Annotated in this window: 18 protein-coding genes and 1 pseudogene; 15 read left to right on the top strand and 4 right to left on the bottom strand. The window is 40.9% G+C overall.

From position 1 onward, the window contains the following. Positions 1 to 15 precede the first annotated feature (15 nt). The 6 genes from B9N65_RS00240 to ilvA all read left to right on the top strand — a co-directional run bounded on the left by B9N65_RS00240 (position 16) and on the right by ilvA (position 8,546). Entirely contained in the window at positions 16 to 1,227 is a 1,212-nt protein-coding gene (locus B9N65_RS00240) for an ankyrin repeat domain-containing protein (RefSeq protein ID WP_087582325.1), read from the top strand. Between the two features lie 8 nt (positions 1,228 to 1,235). Next, positions 1,236 to 1,982, top strand: coding sequence for an SDR family NAD(P)-dependent oxidoreductase (locus tag B9N65_RS00235; RefSeq protein WP_087582324.1), 747 nt, complete (start codon positions 1,236 to 1,238; stop codon positions 1,980 to 1,982). Between the two features lie 9 nt (positions 1,983 to 1,991). Beyond that, the gene (locus B9N65_RS00230; RefSeq protein ID WP_087582323.1) at positions 1,992 to 3,695 is read left to right on the top strand and encodes a Na+/H+ antiporter NhaC family protein; all 1,704 of its coding nucleotides are present in this window, start codon (positions 1,992 to 1,994) and stop codon (positions 3,693 to 3,695) included. Positions 3,696 to 3,697: 2 nt separating this feature from the next. Further along, positions 3,698 to 4,798, top strand: a complete 1,101-nt coding sequence (gene trmA, locus B9N65_RS00225) for a tRNA (uridine(54)-C5)-methyltransferase TrmA (protein WP_087582322.1) — start codon at positions 3,698 to 3,700, stop codon at positions 4,796 to 4,798. Between the two features lie 26 nt (positions 4,799 to 4,824). Continuing rightward, the gene (locus tag B9N65_RS00220) at positions 4,825 to 7,086 is read left to right on the top strand and encodes an ATP-binding cassette domain-containing protein (protein ID WP_087582321.1); all 2,262 of its coding nucleotides are present in this window, start codon (positions 4,825 to 4,827) and stop codon (positions 7,084 to 7,086) included. Positions 7,087 to 7,334: 248 nt separating this feature from the next. Further along, a complete protein-coding gene (ilvA, locus tag B9N65_RS00215; RefSeq protein ID WP_009293964.1) occupies positions 7,335 to 8,546 on the top strand; it encodes a threonine ammonia-lyase in 1,212 nt (403 codons plus the stop codon). Between the two features lie 44 nt (positions 8,547 to 8,590). Here the strand turns inward: ilvA and B9N65_RS00210 are convergent, their stop codons facing one another. After that, entirely contained in the window at positions 8,591 to 11,782 is a 3,192-nt protein-coding gene (locus B9N65_RS00210; protein WP_087582320.1) for a S8 family peptidase, read from the bottom strand. Positions 11,783 to 12,080: 298 nt separating this feature from the next. Here B9N65_RS00210 and B9N65_RS00205 point away from each other — a divergent pair, with 298 nt between their 5' ends. The 9 genes and pseudogenes from B9N65_RS00205 to B9N65_RS11365 all read left to right on the top strand — a co-directional run bounded on the left by B9N65_RS00205 (position 12,081) and on the right by B9N65_RS11365 (position 23,858). After that, on the top strand, positions 12,081 to 12,914 hold the full coding sequence (locus B9N65_RS00205) for an MBL fold metallo-hydrolase (protein ID WP_087582319.1): 834 nt from the start codon (positions 12,081 to 12,083) through the stop codon (positions 12,912 to 12,914). Positions 12,915 to 12,970: 56 nt separating this feature from the next. Further along, entirely contained in the window at positions 12,971 to 13,666 is a 696-nt protein-coding gene (locus B9N65_RS00200; protein WP_087582318.1) for a DUF4230 domain-containing protein, read from the top strand. A gap of 23 nt (positions 13,667 to 13,689) precedes the next feature. Next, positions 13,690 to 14,613 (top strand): Dyp-type peroxidase, encoded by a 924-nt coding sequence (locus B9N65_RS00195; RefSeq protein ID WP_087582317.1) that lies wholly within the window; start codon positions 13,690 to 13,692, stop codon positions 14,611 to 14,613. A 51-nt stretch (positions 14,614 to 14,664) separates the two neighbouring features. Beyond that, the gene (locus B9N65_RS00190) at positions 14,665 to 15,087 is read left to right on the top strand and encodes an EamA family transporter (protein ID WP_087582316.1); all 423 of its coding nucleotides are present in this window, start codon (positions 14,665 to 14,667) and stop codon (positions 15,085 to 15,087) included. A 99-nt stretch (positions 15,088 to 15,186) separates the two neighbouring features. Beyond that, the gene (locus B9N65_RS00185; protein ID WP_087582315.1) at positions 15,187 to 15,762 is read left to right on the top strand and encodes a cytochrome C; all 576 of its coding nucleotides are present in this window, start codon (positions 15,187 to 15,189) and stop codon (positions 15,760 to 15,762) included. Between the two features lie 390 nt (positions 15,763 to 16,152). After that, on the top strand, positions 16,153 to 18,660 hold the full coding sequence (locus B9N65_RS00180; RefSeq protein WP_012139887.1) for a molybdopterin-dependent oxidoreductase: 2,508 nt from the start codon (positions 16,153 to 16,155) through the stop codon (positions 18,658 to 18,660). A gap of 338 nt (positions 18,661 to 18,998) precedes the next feature. Then, positions 18,999 to 21,566 carry a molybdopterin-dependent oxidoreductase gene (locus tag B9N65_RS00175; RefSeq protein ID WP_087582314.1) on the top strand — a complete coding sequence of 856 codons (2,568 nt, stop codon included), beginning with the start codon at positions 18,999 to 19,001 and terminating at the stop codon, positions 21,564 to 21,566. 321 nt (positions 21,567 to 21,887) lie between these two features. Further along, positions 21,888 to 22,688, top strand: a pseudogene (locus B9N65_RS11370) (nitrate- and nitrite sensing domain-containing protein); the annotation flags it as partial. A 9-nt stretch (positions 22,689 to 22,697) separates the two neighbouring features. Beyond that, complete coding sequence (locus B9N65_RS11365) at positions 22,698 to 23,858, top strand: methyl-accepting chemotaxis protein (protein ID WP_374220066.1); 1,161 nt, start codon at positions 22,698 to 22,700, stop codon at positions 23,856 to 23,858. 273 nt (positions 23,859 to 24,131) lie between these two features. On the opposite strand, the gene modD is transcribed toward B9N65_RS11365, so the two are convergent. Genes modD through B9N65_RS00155 form a run of 3 tightly spaced genes read right to left on the bottom strand, consistent with a single transcriptional unit; the run spans position 24,132 to position 26,698 of the window. Continuing rightward, a complete protein-coding gene (modD, locus tag B9N65_RS00165; RefSeq protein ID WP_087582312.1) occupies positions 24,132 to 24,965 on the bottom strand; it encodes a ModD protein in 834 nt (277 codons plus the stop codon). 1 nt (position 24,966) lies between these two features. Next, a complete protein-coding gene (locus tag B9N65_RS00160; RefSeq protein WP_087582311.1) occupies positions 24,967 to 25,224 on the bottom strand; it encodes a helicase in 258 nt (85 codons plus the stop codon). A gap of 10 nt (positions 25,225 to 25,234) precedes the next feature. Continuing rightward, entirely contained in the window at positions 25,235 to 26,698 is a 1,464-nt protein-coding gene (locus B9N65_RS00155) for an alanine/glycine:cation symporter family protein (RefSeq protein ID WP_087582310.1), read from the bottom strand. Positions 26,699 to 26,703: the final 5 nt, after the last annotated feature.

The raw sequence follows: 26,703 nt of genomic DNA, 5'->3' as shown, positions 1-26,703 counted from the left end.
TTTTAAGGAGCTTTGATGAAAAAAGTAGCTTTTTTTCTATTTTTTAGCAGTTTTCTTTTTGTAAATTTACACGCATTAGAGTGCAGTGACCTTGCTAAAAAAGAGATCTTTAAAACTACTCCAAACGAGCTTGCTTACGCGAATGAGGGGCTATTTTTTTGTGATGGCTCGCTTTTAAATTTAAAAGAGGTAAAAGAACTTTTTGATGCGAGTGTGGCTGTGAGAAGTGAGTCTCAAAGCTGCGTTGGCGAGGGCGTTTATAGAGAAAATTTAAATAAATTTAGATGGATATTGCTAAAAGCTTCATTTGCCCCTGATATCTATCAAAAAGAGCTTGCAAAGCCAGAGATAGCTGAGGCTCAAAAAGATGCTCAGATGGAGTATTTTAGGTACTGGGCGAATGAGAGCTTGTTTAACTTCTTAAAATATAAAAAATTCAGCGAAGCCTATAAAAACGCTCAAACTCCGCTAGTTAAATTTTATGAGGCTTTAGGCATTGATAGTGCAAGTGCCGCTTACTACGCAACTAGCGTGATAAATGAGTTTTTAAGCTTTAGTGTCGGCAAAAAGGTAAATAAGGCTAAGGCTCTAACTTCTGAGCAAAAGATGATGGCTCAAAAGCTAAGCCAAGACGAGCTTGCAAATTTGCTTTATTCTAAAAATTTCACCACCGCTGAGCTTACAAATTTACTTGATATCGCACTGCTAAATGACAAAAGTAGCGAGATGATAGAAGAGATCATAAGGCGCGGGGCTGACGTAAATTTAGGCGATGAAACGCCGCTATTTTTTGCTCTTAAAAATTTAGAAAATGTGAAAATTTTGCTTAAAAATAGAGCCGATGTAAATCACAAAAATTTCTTTGGCAAAAGTGCGCTCTTTTATGCTGTGCAGTTTGAGGATGCGCCTCTTTGTGAGCTTTTGCTAAAGAGCGGGGCAAACGCGAACGAGAGCTACATCGACGAGCAATCTAAGATGAATATGATAAATTTAGGCATGATGCAAGTAGAGGATACGTGTGGTTTGGAGCATACAAACAGAAGCGTTTTCATGCATGCAGCAGCTCACGCGACGCCAGAAATTTTAAAGCTTTTGATAGATAACGGTGCCGATATGAATGCCACTGACGATGCTGGATTTAACGCGCTTGATTATGCGATTAAAGATAAAAACGAAAAAAATATTAAATTTTTAGAAGAGCTTGGTTTAAAACCAAATTTTAATTAGGAAGAGATATGAAAAAGACAGCTTTTGTGACAGGTGCGACATCTGGCTTTGGCGAGGCGATCGCTAGACGACTTTCTAAAGAGGGCTATAAGATAGTCGCTCTTGCAAGGCGCGAAGATAGGCTAAAAAAGCTTGCAAGCGAGCTTGGCGATACGCATATCATCGTAGCTGACATACGCGATAAAGAGGCTGTTTTTAAGGCGGTAGAGAGCTTGCCTGATAAATTTAAGGACATAGAAGTGCTTGTAAATAACGCTGGCATGGCGCTTGGACTTGAAAAGACGATAGATGCGAAGGTAGAGGACTTTGAGGCGATGATAGATACCAACGTAAAGGGTCTTATCTACTCTACAAAGGCGGTTTTGCCGCTACTTTACAAGCAAGAAAAGGGCTATATCTTTAATCTTGGCTCAACAGCTGGCTCGTGGCCGTATCCTGGCAGTAACGTTTATGGCGCTACAAAGGCCTTTGTAAAGCAGTTTAGTCTAAATTTAAGAAACGATCTAGTTGGCACAAATATCAGAGTGACAAACATCGAGCCAGGGCTTTGCAAGACTGAATTTAGCGAGGTTAGATTTAGAGGAGATAAGGCAAAGGCGGATAGTCTTTATGAAAATACAAATTTTATCACGTCTGAGGATATCGCGACTATTTTGGTAAATTGTCTAAATATGCCTGAGAGCGTAAATATAAACAGGGTCGAAGTCATGGCAAACACGCAGACTTGGGCTGGACTTGCGATAGAAAAATTTTAAGGAGTTTATGTGAGACAAATTTTATTGTTACTATTTTTTAGTGCCGTTCTTTTTGGCGTTGATCCAGAAGTCGCCAAAAGAAACGCACAAATTTACGGCGTTTTCACGCTTATACCGCCAGTTGTGGCCATAGCGCTTGCTTTTATCACAAAAGACGTTATCTTGTCGCTATTTATCGGTGTTTTTAGCGGAACGTTTCTCATAAATATCATCAATGAAAACGTCTTTATGGGCATCGTAAAAGGCTTTACTGGCATCGTTTCAAGGGTCGTTGACTCGATGGCTGACAAGACCGACTCAGGCATCTTGCTTCAAGTGCTTTGCATAGGTGGCGTGGTCGCACTTATCACAAAGATGGGTGGCACAAAAGCGGTTGCTCTTTGGCTTAGCAAAAAGGCAAAAACTGGCGTTTCAGCTCAAATTTCAACTTGGCTTATGGGTATCTTTGTGTTTTTTGATGACTACGCAAACGCCCTAATCGTTGGTCCTATCATGAGACCAATAAGCGATAAATTTAAAATCAGCCGCGAAAAGCTAGCCTTCATCATCGACGCTACTGCAGCACCGATTGCTGGTATCGCTATCATCTCTACATGGGTCGGACTTGAGGTTTCGCTCATCGAAAAGGGCTACGAGCTTATCGGCGAGACTGACATAAACGCTTATTCTATATTTATCGAGACCATTCCATATAGATTTTACAACCTCTTTATCTTGTTTTTCATCGTCTGCACAGCCTTGATGCAGCGCGAGTATGGCCCTATGTTAGCAGCTGAAAGACGCGCTAGAAGAGGCGAGCTTCACTCAGGCAAAACTCAAATTCAAGACCTTGAAGATAAAACTCTTGAGCCAAAAGAGGGTGTAAAACTAAGCGCTTCAAATGCGATAGTGCCACTTCTTGTGCTAGTTATCGGCGCATTTACTAGCTTTTATTTTAGCGGTCTTGCTGCACTTGAGGGCGATACTCTTAAAAATGCCCTTGCAAATCCACTTTCATTTTCAACATTTAAAGATACTTTTGGCGCAGCTGACTCTGCTACATCGCTATTTCAAGCAGCATTGCTCGCTAGCATAGTAGCTATCGTCATGGGCGTTTGGCGCAAAATTTTTGATGTAAAAGAGGCTATTAGCACGTGGGTAAAGGGCTGGAAAACTATGATCATCACGGTCGTCATCTTGCTTCTTGCTTGGAGCCTTAGCGCGGTTATAAAAGAGCTTGGCACTTCAAGATATTTGGTTGATCTACTAAGTGATTCAACGCCTAAATTTATCTTGCCAGTGGCTGTTTTCATCCTTGGCTCATTTATCAGTTTCTCAACTGGCACCAGCTACGGCACGATGGGCATTTTGATGCCTCTTGCTATCCCGCTAGCTTATGCAGTGGGCAAAAACTACGGCTTAGATGGCGATGCGATGCACGCTTATATGATCGTAAATATCTCAAGCGTTCTAACTGGCGCTATCTTTGGTGATCACTGCTCGCCGATATCAGACACTACGATACTTTCATCAATGGGCGCAGGATGTAGCCACATCGATCACGTCTCAACGCAGATGATCTACGCACTTAGCGTTTGTGCGGTTTGTGTGCTTGTTGGCTACTTGCCGGTCGCACTTGGTCTTAGCGTTTGGATCGCACTTCCTTGCGGATTTTTAGCGATCTGGGCTTTGGTTAGATTTGTCGGTAAAAAAGTCGAAGAGAAAGCAGCATAAATTTGGACTGCAAATACCTAAAAGAGTGCGGATCATGCACTCTTTTTACCCCTTATAGTGAGCAAATTTCATTTAAAACTGATCTTATCAAGCAAAATTTCTCCCACTTTTACGAGGGTAAATTTGATGTTTTTAGCTCAAGCCCAAAGCACTACCGCACGAGGGCTGAGTTTGGCATCTGGCACGAGGGTAGCAAGCTTAGCTATACTATGCACGCAAGCGAAAAAGGCAAAAAAGTCTTCATAGATGAGTGCCCAAAGGTTTGCGAGCAAATTTCACATCTCATGCCAAGGCTACTTGAGAGCTTGCAAGATGATGAAATTTTACGCACAAAGCTCTTTGGAGTGGAGTTTATCGCCTGTAAAAGCGGCACCTTAGTCACGCTTCTTTATCACAAAAAGCTTGATAATAAGTTTGAAGCGGCGATGAAAATTCTAGCTAGCAAGCTTGATGTGATGATCCTAGCTAGATCTCGCGGTCAAAAACTGCTAAGTGGTGAGCTAAATTTAGTTGATGAGCTAAAAGTTGATGGGCAAATTTATAAATTTAGCCTAAGTGAAAATGCCTTTATCCAGCCAAATAAAGCGGTAAATGAGAAGATGATAGCTTGGGCAAAAGAGTGCGTTGAGGGTGGCGCTGACCTACTTGAGCTCTACTGCGGACATGGAAATTTTACCATCCCACTTTCGTTTAAATTTAAAAACGTCCTTGCCACTGAAATTTCAAAAAGCTCTATCGCAAATGCCCTTAAAAACTGCGAGCTAAATGGGGCAGAAAATATCAAATTTTTACGCATGGACGCTGATGAGCTGATGAGCGCATTTGCTGGCGTTAGGGAGTTTAATAGGCTAAAAGAGATAAATTTAAGCGATTTTAACTTCTCGCACGTTCTTGTCGATCCGCCTCGCGCAGGACTAAGTGAAAGCGTCATAAATTTCATTAGAAATTTCAAAAACATCATCTACATCTCGTGCAACCCAGAGACATTAAAAGAAAATCTAAATGAGCTTACTAAAAGCCATAAAGTGATAAAATTTGCGCTCTTTGATCAGTTTGCCAACACTCATCACATCGAGTGTGGCGTATTGCTTATTAATGATTAAGTTTTCTATTCTATTGAGGTTGTACTATGAATGATTATATTGAAATTATAGGTGTTTCGGAGAATAATCTGAAGCATTTTAATATAAAAATCCCAAAAGGTAAGTTGGTTGTATTAGCAGGTGTTTCAGGATCAGGGAAAAGCTCACTTGCCTTTGATACAATTGCGGTGGAAAGCTCAAGACAGTGGCAGGCGGGTTATTCTTATTATCTCAGGAACAAAATGCCGAATTATGAGCGTCCGGCATTTGAAACAATTGAAGGTTTGACGCCTGTCATAATTGTTGACCAGAAACCTATGGGAACTAATTCAAGGTCATCGGTTGGGACCGCAGTCGATGTAGCACCACTACTTAGGTTGTTGTTTTCCCGTGTTGGAAATCCGAGTGCTGGTGGTTCGATGGCCTATTCCTTTAACCATCCTCATGGGATGTGTCCAGATTGCACTGGTTTGGGGAAAAGATTGACCTTGATTGAGGATAGATTATTTAATCTAGAAGGAACACTTAGTGATAGAGGTCTTACTTTCAGCCAATTTGCTGCTGGATGGCAGAATGTACTGTATACGCAGCATTCAAAGCTTGATTCAGATAAGAAATTGAAAAATTTTACGGATGAAGAATGGAATTTGTTAAAGTATGGTGAGGACAATAATGAAGTAATCACCATGATTGGAAATGGTACCGGAGGAACTTATAAGGTGGATTATGAAGGGGTTGTCCCACGGTTTAAAAGGCTCTATATAAACCGTGACATATCCAAGCTGAAGAAGGGATTGCAACAGGAGATTTCGAAGTATATAGTAGATGGGCCTTGTCCAACTTGTGGGGGGACTGGTCTGAACCCTGCAGCTCTTGCTTCAAAGATTAACGGTTATAACATTGCAGATATGCAGGATATCCAAGTAAGTGAGCTGATTGGTGTGCTGAAAACAATTGACAACCCGGTCGGAAAATCTATATCCAGACAGATTATTGAAACCCTGCAGCGTATGATAGATGTAGGTATAGGTTATCTGACACTTGGGAGACGGACAGATACGCTCTCAGGTGGTGAAGTTCAGCGTCTGAAGATTGTCCGTCATCTAGGGAGTAGTCTGTCCAATATTACTTATATCTTTGATGAACCGACTGCAGGGTTACATCCCGCGGACGCGGATCGGATTGCAAAACTGCTCCTAAGCCTTCGAGATAAGCATAATACAGTACTTGTTGTGGAGCATAGCCGTGATATTATCCGGTTGGCGGATGAAATTATCGAGCTTGGTCCGCTTGCTGGCGTGAATGGCGGTCAAATTGTTTTCCAAGGTGGAGTGGAGGATCTTGAAAAGACAGATACGCTCACTGCCAAGGCGATGCGTCAGAAAATCAAACTAAATACAACACCAAAAGAGTGGATAGAGAGCCTACATATCGAACATGCCAAACTTCACAATTTGAAAAATGTTAGCATAGATATTCCGATGGGAGTTATCACGGCAGTATGTGGTGTGGCTGGCTCAGGAAAGTCTAGTCTGATTCGATGTGAACTTACCGAGAAGTATCCTGAGGCTGTCGTAATCGATCAGAAACCAATTGGTATCTCTTCACGTTCAACACCTGCGACCTATTCTGGTATTGGTGATATGATTCGCAAAAAATTTGCAGAGGTAAATGATATTGGTATGGAATGGTTCAGTTTCAATTCAAAGGGGGCCTGCACTGTGTGTGGAGGACGAGGCGTTATTAAACCGGAAATTGCATTTGCAGATCCGGTAGAAATCGTCTGTGAAGAATGTGGAGGGAAACGATTTAATCCAACGGCCCTTAGCTACTGCTATAATGGGAAAAATATCGAACAAGTCATGTCATTGACCGTAAATCAGGCTGTGGAATTCTTTGATGACCCGGAAATTAGCAAAAAACTGAAAGGCCTTCGAGATGTAGGCCTTGGCTATATGACGCTGGGACAGTCAACAAACAGTATGTCTGGCGGAGAAAACCAACGACTGAAACTGGCAAGCGAACTCAATAAAAAAGGGAATATCTATATTTTGGATGAGCCTTCAACAGGTCTTCATTATAAGGATATTGAGAATCTAATGCAGGTTCTTCGAAAGATGGCTGACAGAGGAAATACGGTAATTATCGTTGAACATCGCCTGGAAATGATTGCGGAGGCAGACTGGATTATTGAGATGGGGCCTCGTGGAGGAAGTGAAGGTGGGCAAGTGATTTTCACCGGTGTTCCAGAAGATCTGATAAAATGCCAGTCATCTCTCACTGCAAGATATTTCATGAGGCAGATGTAAAATGTATGAAAAACCAATTTTTTTAATAAATAAAAAGCTAAGTTTATATTACTATCCTGAATAATTCAATTTTTGTGGAGTGGATATGTTTCTAAGAATAGATATTTAGGTAATTAAGGGGTTGATTTATTTCAACGAACTGAAGAATAAGTAAAATGCGACCTTGTAACTCATGGTTTAGACTCGTGTCACATCGAGTGCGGCGTATTACTAAGGGCAAAAGATAAATTTTAAAAGGAAAGTTAAAAATGGTTTCATTAAACAAAATAATCCAAGCAAAGATAACGATCGGTCACTTTGTAAATAAAACCCCGTTTGCGCTAAGTGCAAAACTTAGCAAAATTTTAGGCGCAAATGTCTATTTGAAAGAAGAAAATTTACAGCGAACTGGAGCTTACAAGATAAGGGGCGCTTACAATAAAATAGCTAGCCTAAGCGAGGAGGAGCGAAAACGTGGCGTCGTGGCCGCAAGCGCTGGCAATCACGCTCAAGGCGTGGCGATAAGTGCAAAAGAATTTGGCGTGCATGCTTGCATCGTCATGCCAGAATCAACCCCACTTCTAAAGGTAGCTGGCACAAAGGATCTTGGCGCTGAAGTGATCTTAAAAGGTGATAACTTTGATGAGGCGTATGAATTTGCAGTAAATTACGCCAAAGAAAAAGATATGACCTTTGTTCATCCATTTAACGATGAGTACGTCATGGCAGGGCAGGGCACTGTGGGTCTTGAGATGCTTGATGAGATAAGCGACCTTGATATGGTTGTAGTGCCAGTTGGCGGTGGTGGCTTAGCTAGCGGCGTGGCAAGCTGTATAAAACAAGTCAATCCAAAAACCAAAGTCGTTTGCGTCGGCGCAAAGGGCGCTCCAGCGATGTTTAACAGCTACGGCGCTAAAAAGAGCATAAACTCAAAGTCAGTTCGCACCATAGCTGACGGCATCGCTGTGCGTGATGCGAGCGAGATAACGCTTAAAAATATCGTTGAGTGCGTGGATGAGTTTGTTCAGGTCGATGATGAGGAGATCGCAACTGCGATTTTGTTCTTGCTAGAGACGCAAAAGATCGTAGTTGAGGGAGCTGGCGCAGCTGGCGTGGCAGCACTTATGCATGATAAGATCAAATTTAAAAAAGGCGCAAAGATAGGCGTGGTGCTAAGTGGCGGAAATATCGATGTTCAGGTGCTTTCTATCATCATCGAAAAGGGTCTTATCAAGTCTCACCGCAAGATGACCTTGCAAATCACACTTGTAGATAAGCCAGGAGCGCTCATGAGCCTAACTGATAGCCTAAAATCAGCAAATGCAAACATCGTTAAGATCGACTACGATCGCTTCTCTACTAAGCTTGACTATGGCGATGCAAGCATCACTATCACGCTTGAGACAAAGGGTCTTGAGCATCAAGAAAAGATCAAAGATACGCTTAATAAAAATGGCTTTTCTTTCACTCAACTCTTCTAAATTCAAAAGCTCGCTACCATTTAAAGCAGCGAGCTTTAAATCAACTAAAACAATATCTCAAATTTAGCATTTACGCTGTTTGATCTTACATCTTTAGCAAAAGCTCCAGTGTAAGAAAGGCCTAAATTTACATTTTTATAGACATTTGCTTTTATGCCAAGGCTAGCTGTGCCAAGGTTTTTAACCTCTTTGCCCTCTAGCTCTAGATATCCAGCATTTGCGACATTTACACCGATAGTTGGTTTTGTGTCGCCAACTAGTCTGTTGTATGCTAGATCAGCTTCAAATTTCATCTTGGTGCTACCTAGGCTAAATGGTATGCTAGGGTTTAGACCAAGGCTAAAAATACCTAAATTTCTAGTTTTTTCATCAACATCCATTTTGAAAATTCCTACATTTTGGCTTGTGCTATCAGTTTTCATGCGTAGATAGCTTGCACCCACATAAGGATTTAGCGAGAAATTTTCTGTGTTAAAGCTAGTTAAGGCTAAATTTGCATAAGCATTAAGCGCTTTTTCTTTGCTTTTTATATGATCGTTTGAGTAAAAGCTTGCGATTGTTGCACCATTTTGAGTTTTGCGCTTAGCATCTGTGTATAGGACGCCAAGGTCTAATTTAGTGTTAGCGATCTCGCTTTTGCCGTAGATACCGATGCTTTTGCCTTTTGTCTTATAGGCATCATCGCCGTCTTCTTTTACTTTTTCTGTGCTAGCACCAAGAACACCGCCAAGTACAAATGCGTCATTTACACTGCCGTCAAATCCAAAAAGCTGTGTCATAGAGTTTGCTTTTATGTCATTAAATTTCATAGCGTCAAACATGGTATTTGACCAAAATTTCATACCATTTGAGTCGCTTGCTCTTATGCCAAATGGGTCAGATTCGTGGTTGATAATTGCATTTTTAAGCATAATGCTTTCTAGTAAAAATGCATTGTGCTGAGCTAAATTTGCCTCATTTGCAAATGTTTTTAGAGTTTGTTTTGCCTCTTTTGGTGTAGTGTAGATGAAGTGTCTATAAAGATCGCTTGTGATAACTGCTGGCCTGCTTCTAAATGGCGAAGGAAGTAGCGCTGGCTTGCTTGCTGTACTTTCTATGAGCTCTGCAACTTTCTTTTGGTTGTCATTAGCTGCGATGCTTGTCATTGTATTTTTTGATTTTTTAAGAGTAAACTCTAGCTTGTTGTCGCTATAGTTTTTGCTAAGATCAAAAAATGCATACTCTTTTGAAAGGGTATCTTCATAGCCTTTGAAATTTCCAGTTGCAGTAAATGTCTTTGATTTTGTGCTGTCGTTATAGAGCCTTTGCATGATCTCTAAGCTTGGCTCACTTATGTTTATAAATGAGTTTTTCTCAAAGTTTAGATCCAAATTTGAAGCGCCGTTTGAGACGATGTAGCTACCGCCTGATTTTATAGTGGCTTTTACTACGTCATTTGAGCTTTTTTTGGTCACTTCTCCTAAAGATAGTTGCAAGGTAAATTTATTTCTACTAACCTTTGGCACGCTCATTTGCCTTACAATTTCTAGTGCGCCGCCATTTTCTACTATCACGTCGCTTGATTTTAGAGATTGATTAAGAGCTGTGATCTTGCCGCCTTTTATTATGGTTTTGCCAGTATAAGAGTTGTCTCCTGCTAGGCTTAGTGTGCCTTGACCTCTTTTTATAAGAGTACCTTCGTAGCCCTCACTTGCCCTTAGCTCTCTTGCTCTTTCTCTAGCGTTACCTATCTCAAGTTCAGCTTTTTGCTCTGGTGTTAAATTTGCTATTTTCTCTAGCTCAGCCTTGCGCTCGGTCCAAATTTTAACCTCTGCATCATCTTCTGTCTTTCTAAATTTGATAGCCACATCGCTTATGTTGTTTGAGTAGATATCATCGCTATTTAAATTTACATCAAACACTCCTAGAAGCTGACCTGGTCCAAACATCGCCTTATATAGATCCACTACGCCCCAGCCCCAGCGCTCATCAGGCACTCCAAGCGCAGCACTAAAGCCTGAAATTCTTCTAGTATCAGCTGGCTCTTTGAAATCATCATGAATCTGCCTTGCAGTAGTTAGTAGTACCTCTCTTATCTGAGCATTATTCATATATGGGTATCTTTGCATGATGACACCAAGTGCGCCAGTGACGTGTGGAGCTGCCATTGATGTGCCGCCTTTTGTGCCGTAGTCTGCTTTGCCAGTTTTTAGATCAACGACGGTTGAGTATATAGGCTTTGCAGGCGCTGCTACGCTCCACCATTTTGAGTGACCAGGTGTGTTGTAGCGCTGCGTGTCGCCCTCTAGCTGACCAGTGACATTTAGCCAGTACTTCTCAGCATCAGGTCTAAAGTATGGGAGCATCGCTCTTGTATATGACTCTTTCATCCCGTCTCTGTTGCCAGCAGTAAAAATTTGGATGACGCCATATCTTGTAGCGACCTCATAGGCTGCATCTAAGAAATTTTTGCCATTTACTACAAATGGATAGTAGCTTTTATATGCAGCATCAAGATCTTTGATATCTAGGTTATTGCCGCCATCATACCCAGTAGCACCTTCGTAGGCTTTGTAAAATTTACGGTTTGAGCCCCAGCTGTTATTTATCGCTCTAGCTCCACTCTTTGCTAGTCCCTCGTAGGATTTTAAAAAGAAGTTGTAGTCTTGATTTGGACCATATGTCATACCGTCAGTGCCGCCAGTATTGCCCATTATAAGTCTTGCATCAAATGCTACGCCGTGCATGCCAACGCCATCTCTTGAAGCAGCTATGCTGCCAGCTACGTGAGTGCCGTGAGAGTCATTTACTCCAGCTATCCAGTCACCATCTATGCTAAATTCCTCGCCTTTTTTAAAGTCACCAAAGTCTTTTTTATTTTTATCTCCGCTACCTTTTCCAACTAATGGCGAGTTGCCATACGCGGTGTCAGGGTATCTTTGACCATCTTTATAGTAGCTACCAGAAACCTTTAGCGCACTTACCCTGCCATCACTAAATTCTGGATGGCTAAGTAGCACTCCAGAGTCCATCACACCAAGCGTTACTCCTTTGCCAGTTGCTCCAAGAGCATACGCAACGGCTGCGTTCATACTCACTAAACCCCAGTCGGCTTTGTACTCATCGCTCTGCCAGCTTTTTATATCGCCAAATTTACCTCTGTTTTGCTCACTAGCACTTAGTTGATTAGCAAGCAAAAGAGTGCAGCAAGCAACGCTTAAAAGGATACACTTTTTGCTTGAAACGGATCTTTTCATATCTCGTCCTTTACATAAAATTTAAACCAATTCTAAAATTCTTAAAATAAATTATTAATTAAAATAATAATAATTTAATGAAAAATCGTAGGCTAAATTTACAAAAATATACGTTATTTACGCTAGTTTTACGTTTAAAGAGAAATCTTATAAAAGAGTTCATCTAAAATTAGTTATTTAAATATAATTTTTTTTATTACCATTTTTAAAACTATTATTTATATATTTTTTTAAAGGATTATTATTTTTCATTAAATTTACAGGACTAAAATTTCGCAAATTTATTCAAGGATGAGATATGAAAAAGTGTTTATTAAGCCTTGCGTTGTTTTGCACTTTGGCTTTTTGTGCCGATGATGAGGTGGTTAGCAAGCAAAACGATCAAGTATGGATAGGATCTATGGGTGGATGCAAGCTTTATGTGTTTTCACTAAAGACGACTGATGCGCCAGTAGATAAGCTAATAGCCAAAGATGAGGCGCAAAAAGAGCTTGTGGCAAATACTAAAAATTTACCAAACAAACACAACGTAATGTTTGCAAAGTGCGATGACTACACGGCGCTCATAGATAGTGGCTATGAAGATAGCTTGGAGGTTTTAAAGTATGATCTGCAAACTTTTGGAAATATAAAGCCAGAGGATCTAACCTACGTCATCATCACGCACGCTCATCCTGATCACATAGGTGGGCTCATAGATGGCGGCAAAAAGACATTTAAAAATGCCAGGCTTCTTATAGATGAAAAGGAGTGGGACTACTGGATGAAGGGCAAAGATGAGAGGACAAAAGAAATTTTATCGCTTTACAAGGATGATAAGAGCTTTTTTGACCATAAAAAGCCACTATTTGACGGGGCACTAAAGATCATGGCTATCCCAGCCTACGGCCACACTCCAGGGCACAACATGATAAGCTTTGAGTCAGATAACGACAAGATCATCTTTATAGCTGACCTTCTTCACGTCCTAGCAGTGCAAGAGGTCGAGCCGAGCATATCTATCACTTATGATATAGATCCAGCCCAAGCTGCCAAAACGAGAGAAAAGGTGCTTGATGGATTGGAGGACGAGACTACTAAGATAGTGGGAGCTCACATGCCTTATAAGAGCCCTATCACCTTGCCAGAGTGATAAATTTCTTTTGCTTTACAAATTTAGGATAAAATGCGGGCTTTAAAGGAGAAAATATGAGCGAATACGCAAATTTGATATTAGCTATCTTGCTAGCTATTTTGGCATTTGCATTTTATAGGTCAAACAAGGCGCTAAAAAAGGCAAAAGACGATAGCGAAAATGTCTCAGTCAGCACTGAAATTTCGCAGCTTAAAAGCATCGGCGAACTATCTGTTTTTCAGGTGTATAGCAAAGAGATCGTCACAAAGACAGATCATGCGTTTGGAAATTTCGGCAAAGAGTATCTAAGGTGGCTAGTGAGTGAGAAGAAACTTTCGATGATATTTGAGTTTGAGATAAATTTCATCTACGATCTAACTAGCCCTAGACTTGAGATCATGCAGATCGCAAACTCTAGCTACAAGATAAAAATGCCTCCATGTAAGTATAAATTTTCAATCGCAGATATGAAATTTTACGATGAAAAAAATGGCAAATTTATACCATTTTTGTTGCCTGACTCGCTAAATGGCTTTTTTGGTAGCACATTTACAGAAGAAGATAAAAATAGACTAATCGAAGAGGCTAGAAATGAGGTCAAAAAGATGAGCGTTCGCCTTATCTCGCAGCTTCAAAGCAAAATCCACAAATCAGCTCGCGACACGCTTGAGGCGATAGCTAAGAGCTTTGGTGCAAATAAGGTCGAGTTTGTCTTTGACGATAGTGACGAGCAGATAAATGAGCAACTAAATTTAGAAAATATCGCATAAAAATTAAATTGAAAGGAGAAAAAATGAGTGTAAATTCACAAGAGGTCACACAAACACCTGGTAACAACACAGTCTTTCAAACATGGGTCTTAAAAGGCGACAAAAAGGCATGTAAAGAGGGCTTTGCTAAGCTTTGTGCTTTGGTTGTAAATTTAAATAAAACTGCCAAAGTTAGATTTGGCGCAAATGAAAATGTAAATTGCGTCCTTGGCGTGGGTCATGATGCTTGGAAAAAGCTTGAAATTTCAAAAGAATTGCCAAAAGAGCTTGTAAATTTTAAAGCTATCAAAGGCGATAAACATGAAGCTGTTAGCACAAAGGGCGATATCCACATCCACATCCGCGCGCTAAATGCGGCTGACTGTTTTGACATGGCGCAAAATATCAAAGAAGTTTTATTTAAATTTGCAGAGCTTACAGATGAGACTCAAGGCTTTAAGTATCACGACGGCAGGGCGATAATTGGCTTTGTCGATGGCACTGAAAATCCTGATGGCGAAGATAGAGATCTTTTTGCAAAAGTTGGCAAAGAGGATGCTAAATTTAAAGGCGGTAGCTACGTTTTCGTGCAAAAATACTTCCATAAAATGCAAGAGTGGAACGCCACAAGCGTGAGCGAGCAAGAAAAGGTGATAGGCCGCTCAAAAGAGTATGACATCGAGATGGACGAGAGCGTAAAACCTACAAATTCACACTCAGCTGCTGCAAATGTAGGCGACGATAAAAAGGTCGTGCGTGGCAATATGCCATTTACTGAAGGTAGCAAAACAGGCACTTACTTTATCGCTTATGCGAGCACATTTTCAACGGTTGAACTTATGCTTAAAAAGATGTTTATCGGCGAGCCAAAAGGCAACTCAGATAGGCTGCTTGACTTTAGTACGCCAGTGACTGGGGCTCTCTTTTTTGCTCCTACGCTTGATATGCTTGGTGATTACGAGGGATAAATTTAGCTTGGGGCAAAGCAAATTTGCCCCTTTAAATTTAAGAGGATAAAGATGCCAGAGTGGTTTATCTATGCAGCTCTTTCGGCTGTTTTTGCTGCACTTACCGCGATCTTTGCAAAGCTAGGCGTAAAGGATATCGATAGCGATTTTGCGACATTTATAAGAACGATCGTTGTCGTTTTTATGCTTGTTTTGCTTTTAAGCGTGGCTAAAAAATGGCAACCACTAAGCTCACTAAGCCCTAAAAACTGGCTCTTTCTCATACTAAGTGGTATGGCAACTGGGCTTTCGTGGCTTATGTATTTTAAAGCGATGCAAGCGGGCAAGGTATATCAAGTGGCACTAGTTGATAAATTTAGCGTTGTGTTAGCTGTCATTTTGGCTGTTATATTTCTTGGTGAGAGGCTAAATTTAAAAGAAATTTTAGCCCTCTGCCTTATCGTATCTGGCGTATTTCTACTCATTTTTAAATAAATTTTTTCTGCATTATTCTTAAAGCATATTTTTAATTTTAATTTGTAATTAATCAAAAAGCCCCTAGAATTTTAACGATTTCATTTTGAAGGGAGAAATATGAAAAAAATTATTCTATCAGCCATCGTGGTTTGTGCTGCATTTGGTGCGGGTATGAACTACACAGATGTCGTAAAGGACGTATATGCTGACGCAAACTCAGCTAAGAGCATAGGCAGGCTGCTACCAACCAATGCAGTTGAAATTTTGCAAACAAGTGGCGACAGAGCGCAGATCAAAGTAAAAGGCTATCAAAACCCGGCCGTTAGCAACGTAGTTTATTTTGCTGATGGCGCGAGGATCATCTCAGTTGCATTTGCAAAAACTGCACCTTTTGATATCAAAGTGATAAAAGAGGGCAAAAACGGCAAATGGAACGAGGTAGAAACGACAGTTTTTGTTCAAAAAGATGGCTTTAGCACCGATGTAAATGCGATGTTTGCAAAAGCTGATAAGATGTATAAAGAGAGCTGTGGCGTTTGCCATGCGTTGCCTCAAACTACGCACTTTAACGCAAATCAATGGCCGTCACTTTTAAAATCAATGATCGGCAGAACCGCAATAGAGAAAAAAGACGAGTGGCTAGTTATCGAATATCTACAAAAACACTCATCTGATGTGAATTTAGGCAAATAAACGGCACTTTTGCAAGCGGAATTTAACCAGTTTTGCGAGCTAAAGGGGCTTAAATTTAAAGGTTTTACTTAAGAAAAACCAAAATTTGGATCGCTAAAAAATGCGATCTTGGTCTTTAGAGTTATCCGTGCGGGAGAGAGTGAGCGAAGCATATCGCTAGCGATACGAGCGATGGGTGGCTGCTCGTAGCCTTGGCTTTGCCTAGGCGAGAAGTAAAACAAAAATTTAGGATCAAAAACTAGGTCTTAAATTTAATGGTTTTACTTAGAGAGAAAACCAAATTTAGTCCGCGTAGTCGGACAAGTAACTTTAGGTGGGTGCAGGGAGTGCTTGCACTTCCGCTCGCAGCCTTGGCTTTGCCTAGGCGAGAAGTAAAAAAGGTATTTATTAATGCAAAGACGAAAATTTTTAAAAGGTAGCTTGGCTTTAGCTGCTACACCATTTCTAGGCGGTTGCGCTTTTAGTGGAAATGGCAGTGTAAAACCAAGCTTAGTACAAAATGGCAGCGTTAAAACCTCGGCGTATTGGGGTATGATGGATGTTAGTGTAAAAGACGGCGTTGTGACTGGCTCAAAGCCACTTAGCGTTTTAAGCAGCATACCAAACCCATTAAGGGGCTACACAGCTGACATGATATACAAGTGCCGCATCAAGCATCCTATGGTGAGAAAGAGCTATCTTGAAAACCCAGATAGCCCAAAGCCAGAGCTTCGCGGTCAAGATGAGTGGGTGCAGGTAAAGTATGAAGACGCGATCAAGCTAGTTGCAAGAGAGCTAAAAAAGACAAGAGCTCAAAGAGGCCTTGCTAGCGTTTATGCGAAGTCTCCAGCGTGGAAATCAAGCGGAAATTTCAACAGCTCAACTACGCTTTTGGCTAGATTTATGAACCTAACTGGCGGTTTTGTCGGCGGTCTTGGCGACTACTCGACAGGTGCAGGGCAGGTGATCATGCCTCACGTTATGGGCGGCATAGAGGTCTATGAGCAGCAAACTACATGGCCAGTGGTGCTTGAAAACTCAAAAGTGGTGGTTATCTGGGGAAGTGACCCAGTAGCTACGCTAAGAGTTGGCTGGACGGCGACTGATGAGCTAGCGTACAAATACCTAGAAGATCTAAAAAATAGCGATAAAGAGATCATTATAATTGACCCTATCAAGAGCCTAACGGGTAATTTCTTTGACGGCAAGGCAAAATGGATCGCTCCAGTGCCAAACACCGATACAGCGATGATGCTTGGCATGGCGTATCATCTATATAAGACCAAAAACTACGACAAAGAGTTTTTAGAGAGCTACACAGTTGGCTTTGATAAATTCTTGCCGTATCTACTTGGTAAAAAAGATGGCAAGCCAAAAACACCAAAATGGGCGAGCAAAATTTGTGGCGTCAGCGAAAAGGTGATAAAAGAGTTTGCTGTTAAAATGTATAAAAACCGCACGATGATAATGGGTGGCTGGGCTATGCAGCGTGCTCACCACGGCGAGCAGCCTTACTGGATGCTAGTCACTTTAGCTGCGATGCTAGGTCAGATAGGCCTACCAGGCGGAGGCTTTGGCTTTAGCTATCACTACAGCGGTGGCGGCGTGCCAACTAGCACAGCAACGGTCGTTGGCGGTATCAACCCAGCAGATATCGGTGTCATCAAAGATGGTAAATTTAAAGGATATGCAAAAGATGTGGCTGATGAGAGGTTGAAAGCGGAGATAGAAGAGATGCAAGCAGCCTCTTTCCCAGTAGCTCGCATCGCTGACGTGCTTTTAAACCCTGGCAAGACGATAGATCATAATGGCAAGAAGATCACCTATCCAGACATCGACTTTATCTACTGGGCAGGGGGCAATCCTTTTGGTCACCAGCAAAATTTAAATAAGCTAAAACGTGCATGGCAAAAGCCAAGAACGGTTGTGGTAAATGAAATTTACTGGACGCCAACAGCGAAGATGGCTGATATTGTATTTCCAGTGACGACGCTTTATGAAAGAGATGATATCACTATGGTTGGAGACTACTCTAACCAATACATCATGCCGATGAAGCAAGTCGTAGCCAAACAAAACGAGGCAAAAGACGACTATCAAATTTTCTCTGATCTAAGCAAGGCTTATGCTGACGGCGTAGCTGAAATTTACACTGATGGGGCAAAAGAGCCGCTTGATTTCATCAAGTCATACTACGATAGCGCCGCTAAAGTCATCAATGAGAACAAAGCTCTTGGCGTAAAAATGCCTAAATTTAGTGAGTGGTGGGAGAAAAACGAGCCTACTAAATTTGATTCAACCGCAGAGAACGAGGCTTGGGTAAGACACGCTGAGTTTAGAGAAGATCCTATCCTAAACGCTCTTGGTACGCCAAGTGGTCTTATAGAAATTTACTCAGAGACTATAGCAAATATGAACTACGACGACTGCAAGGGTCATGCTATGTGGATGGAGCCTACTGAGTGGCTGGGTGCGAAGAAAAAATCAGCCAGCATTCACCTGCTAAACCCACACCCAAGCGTGCGCTTGCACTCTCAGCTAGGTATAACGTCGCTTAGAGATACGTACGCGGTGGCTGATCGTGAGCCGATCTTGATAAACACTAAAAATGCTAAAAAACTTGGCATCAAAACGGGCGACATCGTGCGTGTTTATAACAAGAGAGGTGAAATTTTAGCAGGCGCTGTGGTGAGCGATGATGTGAGCTACAACGTGGCAAGACTTTGCGAGGGCGCATGGTACGACCCAGATGAGAAGGGTGTTTGTAAAAATGGCTGCATAAACGTTTTAACAAATGATATCCCAGCTAGCAAGCTCTCAAATGCAAATATCTCGCATACGACGCTTGTTAATATCAAAAAATTTAAAGGCGAAGCACCAGAGCTTAGCGCCTTTAAAGAGCCAAAATTTTCAGTGTGATCGGACTGTAAATTTGTAAGAGTGAGCGGAATTTAATAGCGCTTGCTTCTGGCTCAACGGAGAAAACCAAAACTTAGATCGCAGACTTGCGATCTTAGGCTTTAGAGTTGGTGAGCGACCGCCTTTAGAGGATACCAACTACTTGGTATCCGTGCGGGAGAGAATGAGCGAAGCATATCGCTAGCGATGCGAGCGATGGGTGGCTGCTCAGTGAGAAAAACAAAAATTTAGATCGCTGGATTGCGATCTTAATCTTTAGTGCGGGATCAAACCGATGGGGTTTGTCGGAGCCTTGGCTTTGCCTAGGCGAGAAGTTAAAGATAATAAAAGGAGAAACAATGAACGAGAACAGACGAGATTTTCTAAAAAAAGGTGCAACAGCAATCGCAGCTACACCTTTGCTTTCAGGCGTAACAGCTTCAAATTTGTTTGCTGATGAGGTTAAAAAGGGTGTTGTAAAAAATGGCGAAACTCTTACAGCTGCTCACTGGGGCATGCTAAAAGTGACAACCAAAAACGGCATCGCTGTAAAGTCAGAGCCTATCCAAAAGACAAGTGAAATTTACAACCCACTTCAGCACTACACGCCAGATATGATCTATAAAAGTCGTATCAAGTACACAATGGTAAGAAAGAGCTACCTAGAAAACCCAGACAGCCCAAAACCAGAGCTTCGCGGCATCGATGAGTGGGTCGAGGTGCCTTACGAAGAGGCCATCAAACTAGTTGCTAAAGAGCTTAAAAAAACAAGAGCGCAAAAAGGCTTACAAAGCGTTTTTGCAGGTAGTTACGGCTGGAAATCAAGCGGCAATGTGCATAACTCAAGAATTTTACTTCATAGATTTATGAACCTTAGTGGCGGCTTTGTTGGCTCGCTAGGCGACTACTCAACAGGCGCTAGCCAGATCATCATGCCTCACGTTGTAGGTAGTATCGAGGTCTATGAGCAGCAAACTAGCTGGCCAGTAGTGCTAGAAAACTCAAAAGTCGTAGTCATCTGGGGCGCAAACCCACTTGCGACACTTCGCATAGCTTGGACAGCGACTGATGAGCAAGGCTTTAAATACTTTGAAGAGCTAAAAAACAAAAAAGATATCAAAGTGATCGTGATCGATCCTATCAGATCTGAAACAGCACAATACTTCGACAAAGCTCAGTGGATCGCTCCAGTGCCAAACACCGACACAGCGATGATGCTAGGCATGATGCACTACCTATATGAAAGCGGCAAATACGATAAAGAATTTATCGAAAACTACACTTATGGCTTTGATAAATTCCTCCCATATCTACTTGGTAAGACAGACAACACTCCTAAAAATTTAGAGTGGGCGAGCAAAATTTGTGGTATCGACAAAGATACCTTAAAAGAGCTAGCTAATACATTTGTAAGCAACCGCACAATGCTAATGAGTGGCTGGGGTATGCAGCGCGCTCACCACGGTGAGCAACCACACTGGGCGATGGTAACGCTAGCTGCGATGATCGGTCAGATAGGCCTACCAGGTGGAGGCTTTGGCTTAAGCTACCACTACTCAAACGGCGGCGCACCAACATGCAAAGGCGCAGTCATCGGCGGTGTAAATAGCGCGAGTGTGGGTAAATTTAACGAAAAAGGCGAGTTTATCGGCACTGATACAGGTGAGTTTGACAAACACGGTCGCTTCGTCGCAAAAGCAGCCGCAGTAGCAGGCACAGGTCAAAGCTGGCTACAAAAAGCAACCAACTACGCTTTCCCAGTAGCTCGTATCGCTGATGCGTTGCTTCACCCTGGCAAAGTGATAGATCACGACGGCAAAAAGATCACCTACCCAGACATCGACTTCATCTACTGGGTCGGCGGCAACCCACTTGTGCATCACCAAGATACTAATACAAATTTAAAAGCGTGGAGAAAGCCAAGAACGGTTGTCGTTCACGAAGCATACTGGACACCGACAGCAAAGATGGCTGATATCGTCTTCCCAGTCACTACAGAGTATGAGAGAAACGACATCACGATGACAGGGGACTACTCAAACATGAACATAGTGCCGATGAAACAAGTCGTTGAAAAATACCGCGAGGCGAAAGATGACTATCAAATTTTCACTGACCTTTGCAAGGCTTATGCTAAAAATTTAGCCATCGCCTACACAGATAACGGCAAAGACGAGTTTGACTGGATCAAAGAGTACTACGACGCAGCCTACGCTCAAGTAAAAGCGATCCCTGAGCTTGCAAGCGACATGAAGCCATTTGAAGAGTTTTGGAATGAAAACAAACCAGTCACATTTGCCTCATCTCAAGATAGTGATAACTGGGTAAGACTTGGTGAATTTAGAGAAGATCCTGTGCTAAACGCTCTTGGAACGCCTAGCGGTCTTATCGAAATTTACTCAGATACTATCGAGAAAATGGGCTATGATGACTGCAAAGCGCACCCAACTTGGTTTGAGCCGATCGAGTGGCTAGGCATGAAAGACAAACCTGCAAAATACCACATGATAAGCGCCCACCCAACTGACCGCTTGCACTCACAGCTAAGCCAAACTTCACTTCGTGAGAAGTATGCTATCGCTAACCGCGAGCCAGTGTGGATAAACGAAAATGACGCAAAAGAGCTTGGCGTAAAAACTGGTGATTTGGTGTGTGTCTTTAACGCTCGTGGCGAGGTACTAGCTGGTGCTCATGTCACTAAAAACATCAAAGAGGGCGTTGTAAAACTAGCTGAGGGTGCTTGGTATGACGGCTTTGATAGTGGCATCTGCAAAAACGGCTCTGCAAACGTGCTAACCATAGATATCCCAACAAGTAAGCTAGCAAACGGCAACATCAGCCACACAGCTCTTGTAAATATCAGAAAATATCAAGGCGATGAAGCACCAAAACTTACAGCGTTTTCTGAGCCAAAATTTTCTAAATAATTTCAAAGCAGGGGAGTGATCTCCTGCTTAAATTCATCTTTGCTTATAAAATATCTTTAACTACTTTTCAAAATTTATCTATTTATTTTCATAAAATTTAGAGAAAATTTAAATATTTTTTATTAATTAATATCATTTATTTGTAATTAAAATTTCTTAAACTACCTAAAATAGGCTATTTACTAATTAAAGTAAATTTATTGTTGCTTAAATGTAATTTATATTTTCAAGTTATATTTAATTATTAAAGTAATAAAATCCGCTTTGTTTTTTAGGAGAAATAGCCTATATATCGTATCTTGTAATGCAAAGGAATGAAAAGTGAATAATCTAAGTATAAAAATAAAGATCTTACTAATTGTAATTTTAAGTCTTATTTGTTTAAGTGCAACAAGTATTTATATTTTAAATGGAGTTTTTAAGACTAGAAGCCAAGCTGCATCAAGCCTTAATACAGCCGAAGATATCATAAAACAAAGCGAATTTATCCATGAACTTCAAAAAGAGCGTGGTTATAGCGCAGGCTTTATAGCTAATGGCAAAGATGCTGATAAAAATTTAAAAGAGCAAAGAGCTAAAGTTGATGGCGTTTTGTCTAAACTTTCTAACAAAGATGAGCTTTCAAACGAGCTTAATAACATAAGAGCCAAAGTAGATAACAAAGAAAATTTTGCTCTCATAGCTCCTAAATTTCACGATATGATCGAAAATACACTTATATTTGAAAATTCCATAGCAAACAGTTCTGAGTCTGATATGAAAGATAACTTGGCTAGAATTTTTAGCATCTCAAAGATCAAAGAGTATTTTGGTATCACAAGGGCGGTGCTAAATGGTGCCTTTATAAAACATAACATCGATAAAAATACATACGTAAATTTAGTTTCATTTAACGCAAATATCAAAAATCTCATAAATGACTATGTGAAATTTAATGCGGGCACATACGCAGATAGCTTGCAAAAAGAGATCTTGCAAAGTGATGAGTTTAAAAAGATAGATGATATCATCAAAAGTGCTATCGCTACTCCAGATGAGACAGCTGGCAAGATCGAGGCGGCTAGTTGGTTTCAAAGCATCACAAATTTGATCGATAGTTTTAGAAGCTATGAGCTTTACTTGTTAAATGATATGAAAGATAAAGCTTTACAAGATATGAGTGAAGCTGGCAATTTAGCTGTTTCTATGGTTATTTTACTTGCCTGTTTTATACTGCTTCTTGTTTTGGTTTCATTTTTTGTCGGTAAAAATATCATCTCAGGCATCGATAGCGTAAAAGGCGGGCTTGGCGAGTTTTTCTTATATCTAAACAACAAGACAAATTCAGCCAAACTTCTAAGCTTAAAAGGTAAAGATGAAATTTGCATCATGTCATCGCTTATAAATGAAAATATAGAGGTTATCCAGACGGCAAAAGAGCATGAAAACACCTTCATCCAAAAAGCCAACACCTTTGTAAATGAGATAAAAGATGGCAACTATGAAGCAAGTCTAGAAGCTGATACTAATAACCCAGCTCTAAATCAACTAAAAAGCACATTTAAAGATCTACAACTTGCTCTTAAAAATGCAATCTCAAGTAATGGCAAAGATGTACTTGATCTACTAAACACCTATAAAAACCAAGACTTTACAAAAAGACTTGATGATGATGGTAAGATAGCAAGTGGCATAAACTCTCTTGGCATAGAAATATCTAAAATGCTAAATGACAATCTAAACCAAGCTCAAGTACTAGAAGAAAAAGCTAAACTTCTAGCAAGCTCAGTATCAAAAGTAGCAAGCTCAGCAAATACTCAAGCAAATAGCTTACAAGAAAGTGCTGCTGCAGTTGAGCAAATGTCTAGCTCAATGAATGCCATCTCTCAAAAGACAGCTGATGTTATAAGACAAAGTGATGAGATCAAAAACATCATAACTATCATTAGAGATATAGCAGATCAAACAAACCTACTAGCACTTAATGCTGCTATTGAAGCTGCACGTGCAGGAGAACATGGTAGAGGATTTGCAGTTGTTGCTGATGAAGTTAGAAAACTAGCAGAGAGAACTCAAAAATCACTTGGTGAGATAGAAGCAAATACAAATGTATTAGCTCAATCAATAAATGAGATGAGTGAATCTATAAAAGAGCAAAGTGAAGGTATAAATATGATCAATCAATCAGTTGCTCAAATAGATAATCTAACAAAAGAGAATGTGGTAATTGCTAACCAAGCAAATGAAGTAACATCAGAAGTAGATGAGATGGCTAAAGCCATAGTTGAAGAGGTTAGGAAGAAGAAATTCTAGCTTTTTTATCCAAAGGGGGACAATGGGACTAGAGTTACGAAGCTGTCCCCTTATCTCCCTTTTGATCCCACGTCTGCTCGCAGTTACGAGACGAAGTCGAAGTAAAACCCCCTTGCACGTTAGAAGTGGCATGCCTCAGTAGTGCTTTGCACTGTATGCGAATTAAAACTCTAGCTTAAATTTAGGATATGGTGTGTTTGCTCATAAATTTTAAAATTTTAGAGATATTTATTATTTTATATATAAATTATATGTATTTTTATATGTAAAATTTTACAAAATTTCAAGTCTTGCGCTGATGTCAGCAACGCCTTTTGAATACATTGCAGAAGTGACTATCGCATCGGCATTTGCATAATCTTTTGCATTTGATAAATTTACGCCGCCAGCTGCTAGTATCATAGTATTTGGTGAAATTTCATCTCTTAAGGCTAGCACGTTTTTGATAAGCTCTGGACTAAATTTATCACACTGTACGACGTCGCATTTTGCTTTTAAAAGCTTGCTTGCTTCGTCTAAATTTTCAGCCTCGACGCAGATCTTTCGCTCGACCATTTTGGTTTTAAATTCTGACAAATGTGATAGAAATTCATCAAAGCTAGCGTAGGCTTTTATGTGGTTTTTAAAGAAAAGAACGCTGTCGCTAAGTCCAAGTCTGTGCATGCCACCACCACCTTCAAGCACGGCTTTTACACAAAATTTCTTTGCAAATGGGAAGCTCTTTCTGGTTGCCAAGACTTCGCATTTTTCATTGACGCTTTTTGCAGCTTTTACTATTTTGTTTGTGTAGGTTGCGATGGCGCTAGCATATTCTAGTGCGACTTGGGCTAGTTTCCAAGCCTTATGCACATCTTCGTAACTGCCATAAATTTTTATGATCACATCGCCAGCCTTGCAAATTTGAGAGTTTTTGACAAAAATTTCGCTCTCGCAGCCAAGTAGCCTTGCTATGCTTGCTGCCACATCTACGCAGCTAACGCAAATTTCATCACGCGAGTAAATTTCAAGTGAGGCTTTTTTATCGATATCTTGAAGCGACGTTGTGAAGTCAAAGTAGGGTAGGTCCTCGTTTATGTAGTCTAAAATTTCAGCGTCGCTTAGTCTCATTTTATCCCTTTTTTGAAGCGGTTTTTGCTTTTACGATCATCTTTTTAAAGATGCCGTTGTCGTAAAGTCCAGCGTGGTAAAGCGCAAAGCATGTAAATGCGATGCCAGAAGCTACGTGGAATTTTTTAACAGATCTATTTTTCATAAAAAGTGCGCTTAGGCAAACAGATGCCAAAGTGACGCTCATGCCGACCTTTGCTACTTGTCTGTGGGTGTTTAGATCTAGTAGTTTGCCGCTTATCTTTATATCTTTTGCCAAATTTTCTCCTTTAGTTTTTGCTCCAGCAGCTTGTGTTTTTGATGCCTAGACTCTCTGGGTCAAATTCTGGATTTTTACCAGCTTTTCTTTGTGCTTCGTAGTCTTTTATCGCTATTATCACCACTTTTGATAGTAAGAAAATGGCGATGATATTTATCGTAGCCATAGCTGCCATCGTGATATCAGCGATGTTCCAAGCTAGTTTTAAGTTCATCTGAGCGCCTATAAATATCATAATCACTGCTGTGATCTTAAATGCTAGCGTTAAATTTTTACTCTTGGTTAGAAATTTCATATTTGCCTGTGCGTAGTAGTAGTTGCCGATGAGCGATGTGATGGCAAATAGCACTACTGCAAGGGTCGTAAAGTGTAGCCCAAAGTCGCCAAAATACTCTTTCATCGCTGCTTGAACAAGAGGTAGGGCGGTTAGCACTTCGCCACTTACGCCAGTTTGTTTTGTAAGATATGCTTGAGAAAAAAGCACGATCATGCCAGAGGCGATGCATATCGTCATATCGATAAAGACAGCCATTGCTTGCACTAGCCCTTGTTTGACTGGGTGGCTTGTGTGCGCCGCAGCTGCTGCATTTGGCGCTGAGCCCATGCCAGCTTCGTTTGAGAAAAGTCCTCTTTTTATGCCTATTACGATCACGCTTCCAGCAAATCCACCAAAAATCGCTTTAAAATCAAATGCACTTTCTATGATCAACTTGATAACGGCTGGAATTTCTTTGAAATTTAAAACGATCGCGATGATAGCTAGCAAGATGTAAGTAAGCGCCATGAAAGGCACGATATATGAGCTAACTTTGCCGATGATGTGGCTCTTGCTAAAAAACATCACAGCCGTAAATGCTGTAAGGATAAGTCCGATGCCAATAGGCAAGCCACTTTGCGCAAAGGTGATGTTGCTGCCTGCTTTGTCGTAGTAAATTTCAAAAGCAGAGGTCATGGTGTAGCTTTGAAGCCCATTAAAACCATAAGCATAGGTGATGATAAGAATGATGGCAAACAAAGAGCCAAGCCACTTTATGCCAAGCCCATTTTTGATGTAATAAGCCGGTCCGCCTTTAAAGCCAAAGACATCTTTAGTTTTATAAATTTGAGCCAAAGTGCTCTCGATAAAGGCTGAAGCTGAGCCTAAAAACGCCATCAAACACATCCAAAAAAGTGCTCCAGGACCACCTGCTACGATGGCAGCTGAAATTCCAGCGATGTTGCCGATGCCGACACGCGAAGCAGTCGAGATCATCAGCGCTTGAAACGGCGTTAGATGGTGCTTGTTGTACTTATCCTTTTTCTCTACCAGAACTCTGCAAGCTTCAAAAAACATCCTAAACTGCACAAAACGGGTAAGGTAGCTAAAGTAAATTCCTGAAGCTACAAGGATGATAACCAAAAAATATCCATATAAAAAGTCGTTGGCTACATCCATTTTGCCGTTTAAAAAGTTTAAGAAATTCTCAAACACCATCTATC

Origin of the sequence: Campylobacter concisus, assembly GCF_002165815.1 — a bacterium.
Lineage (GTDB): Bacteria > Campylobacterota > Campylobacteria > Campylobacterales > Campylobacteraceae > Campylobacter_A > Campylobacter_A concisus_BH.
Note: the sequence above shows the minus strand (reverse complement) of the source record. Positions and strands in the feature narration are given on the sequence as shown.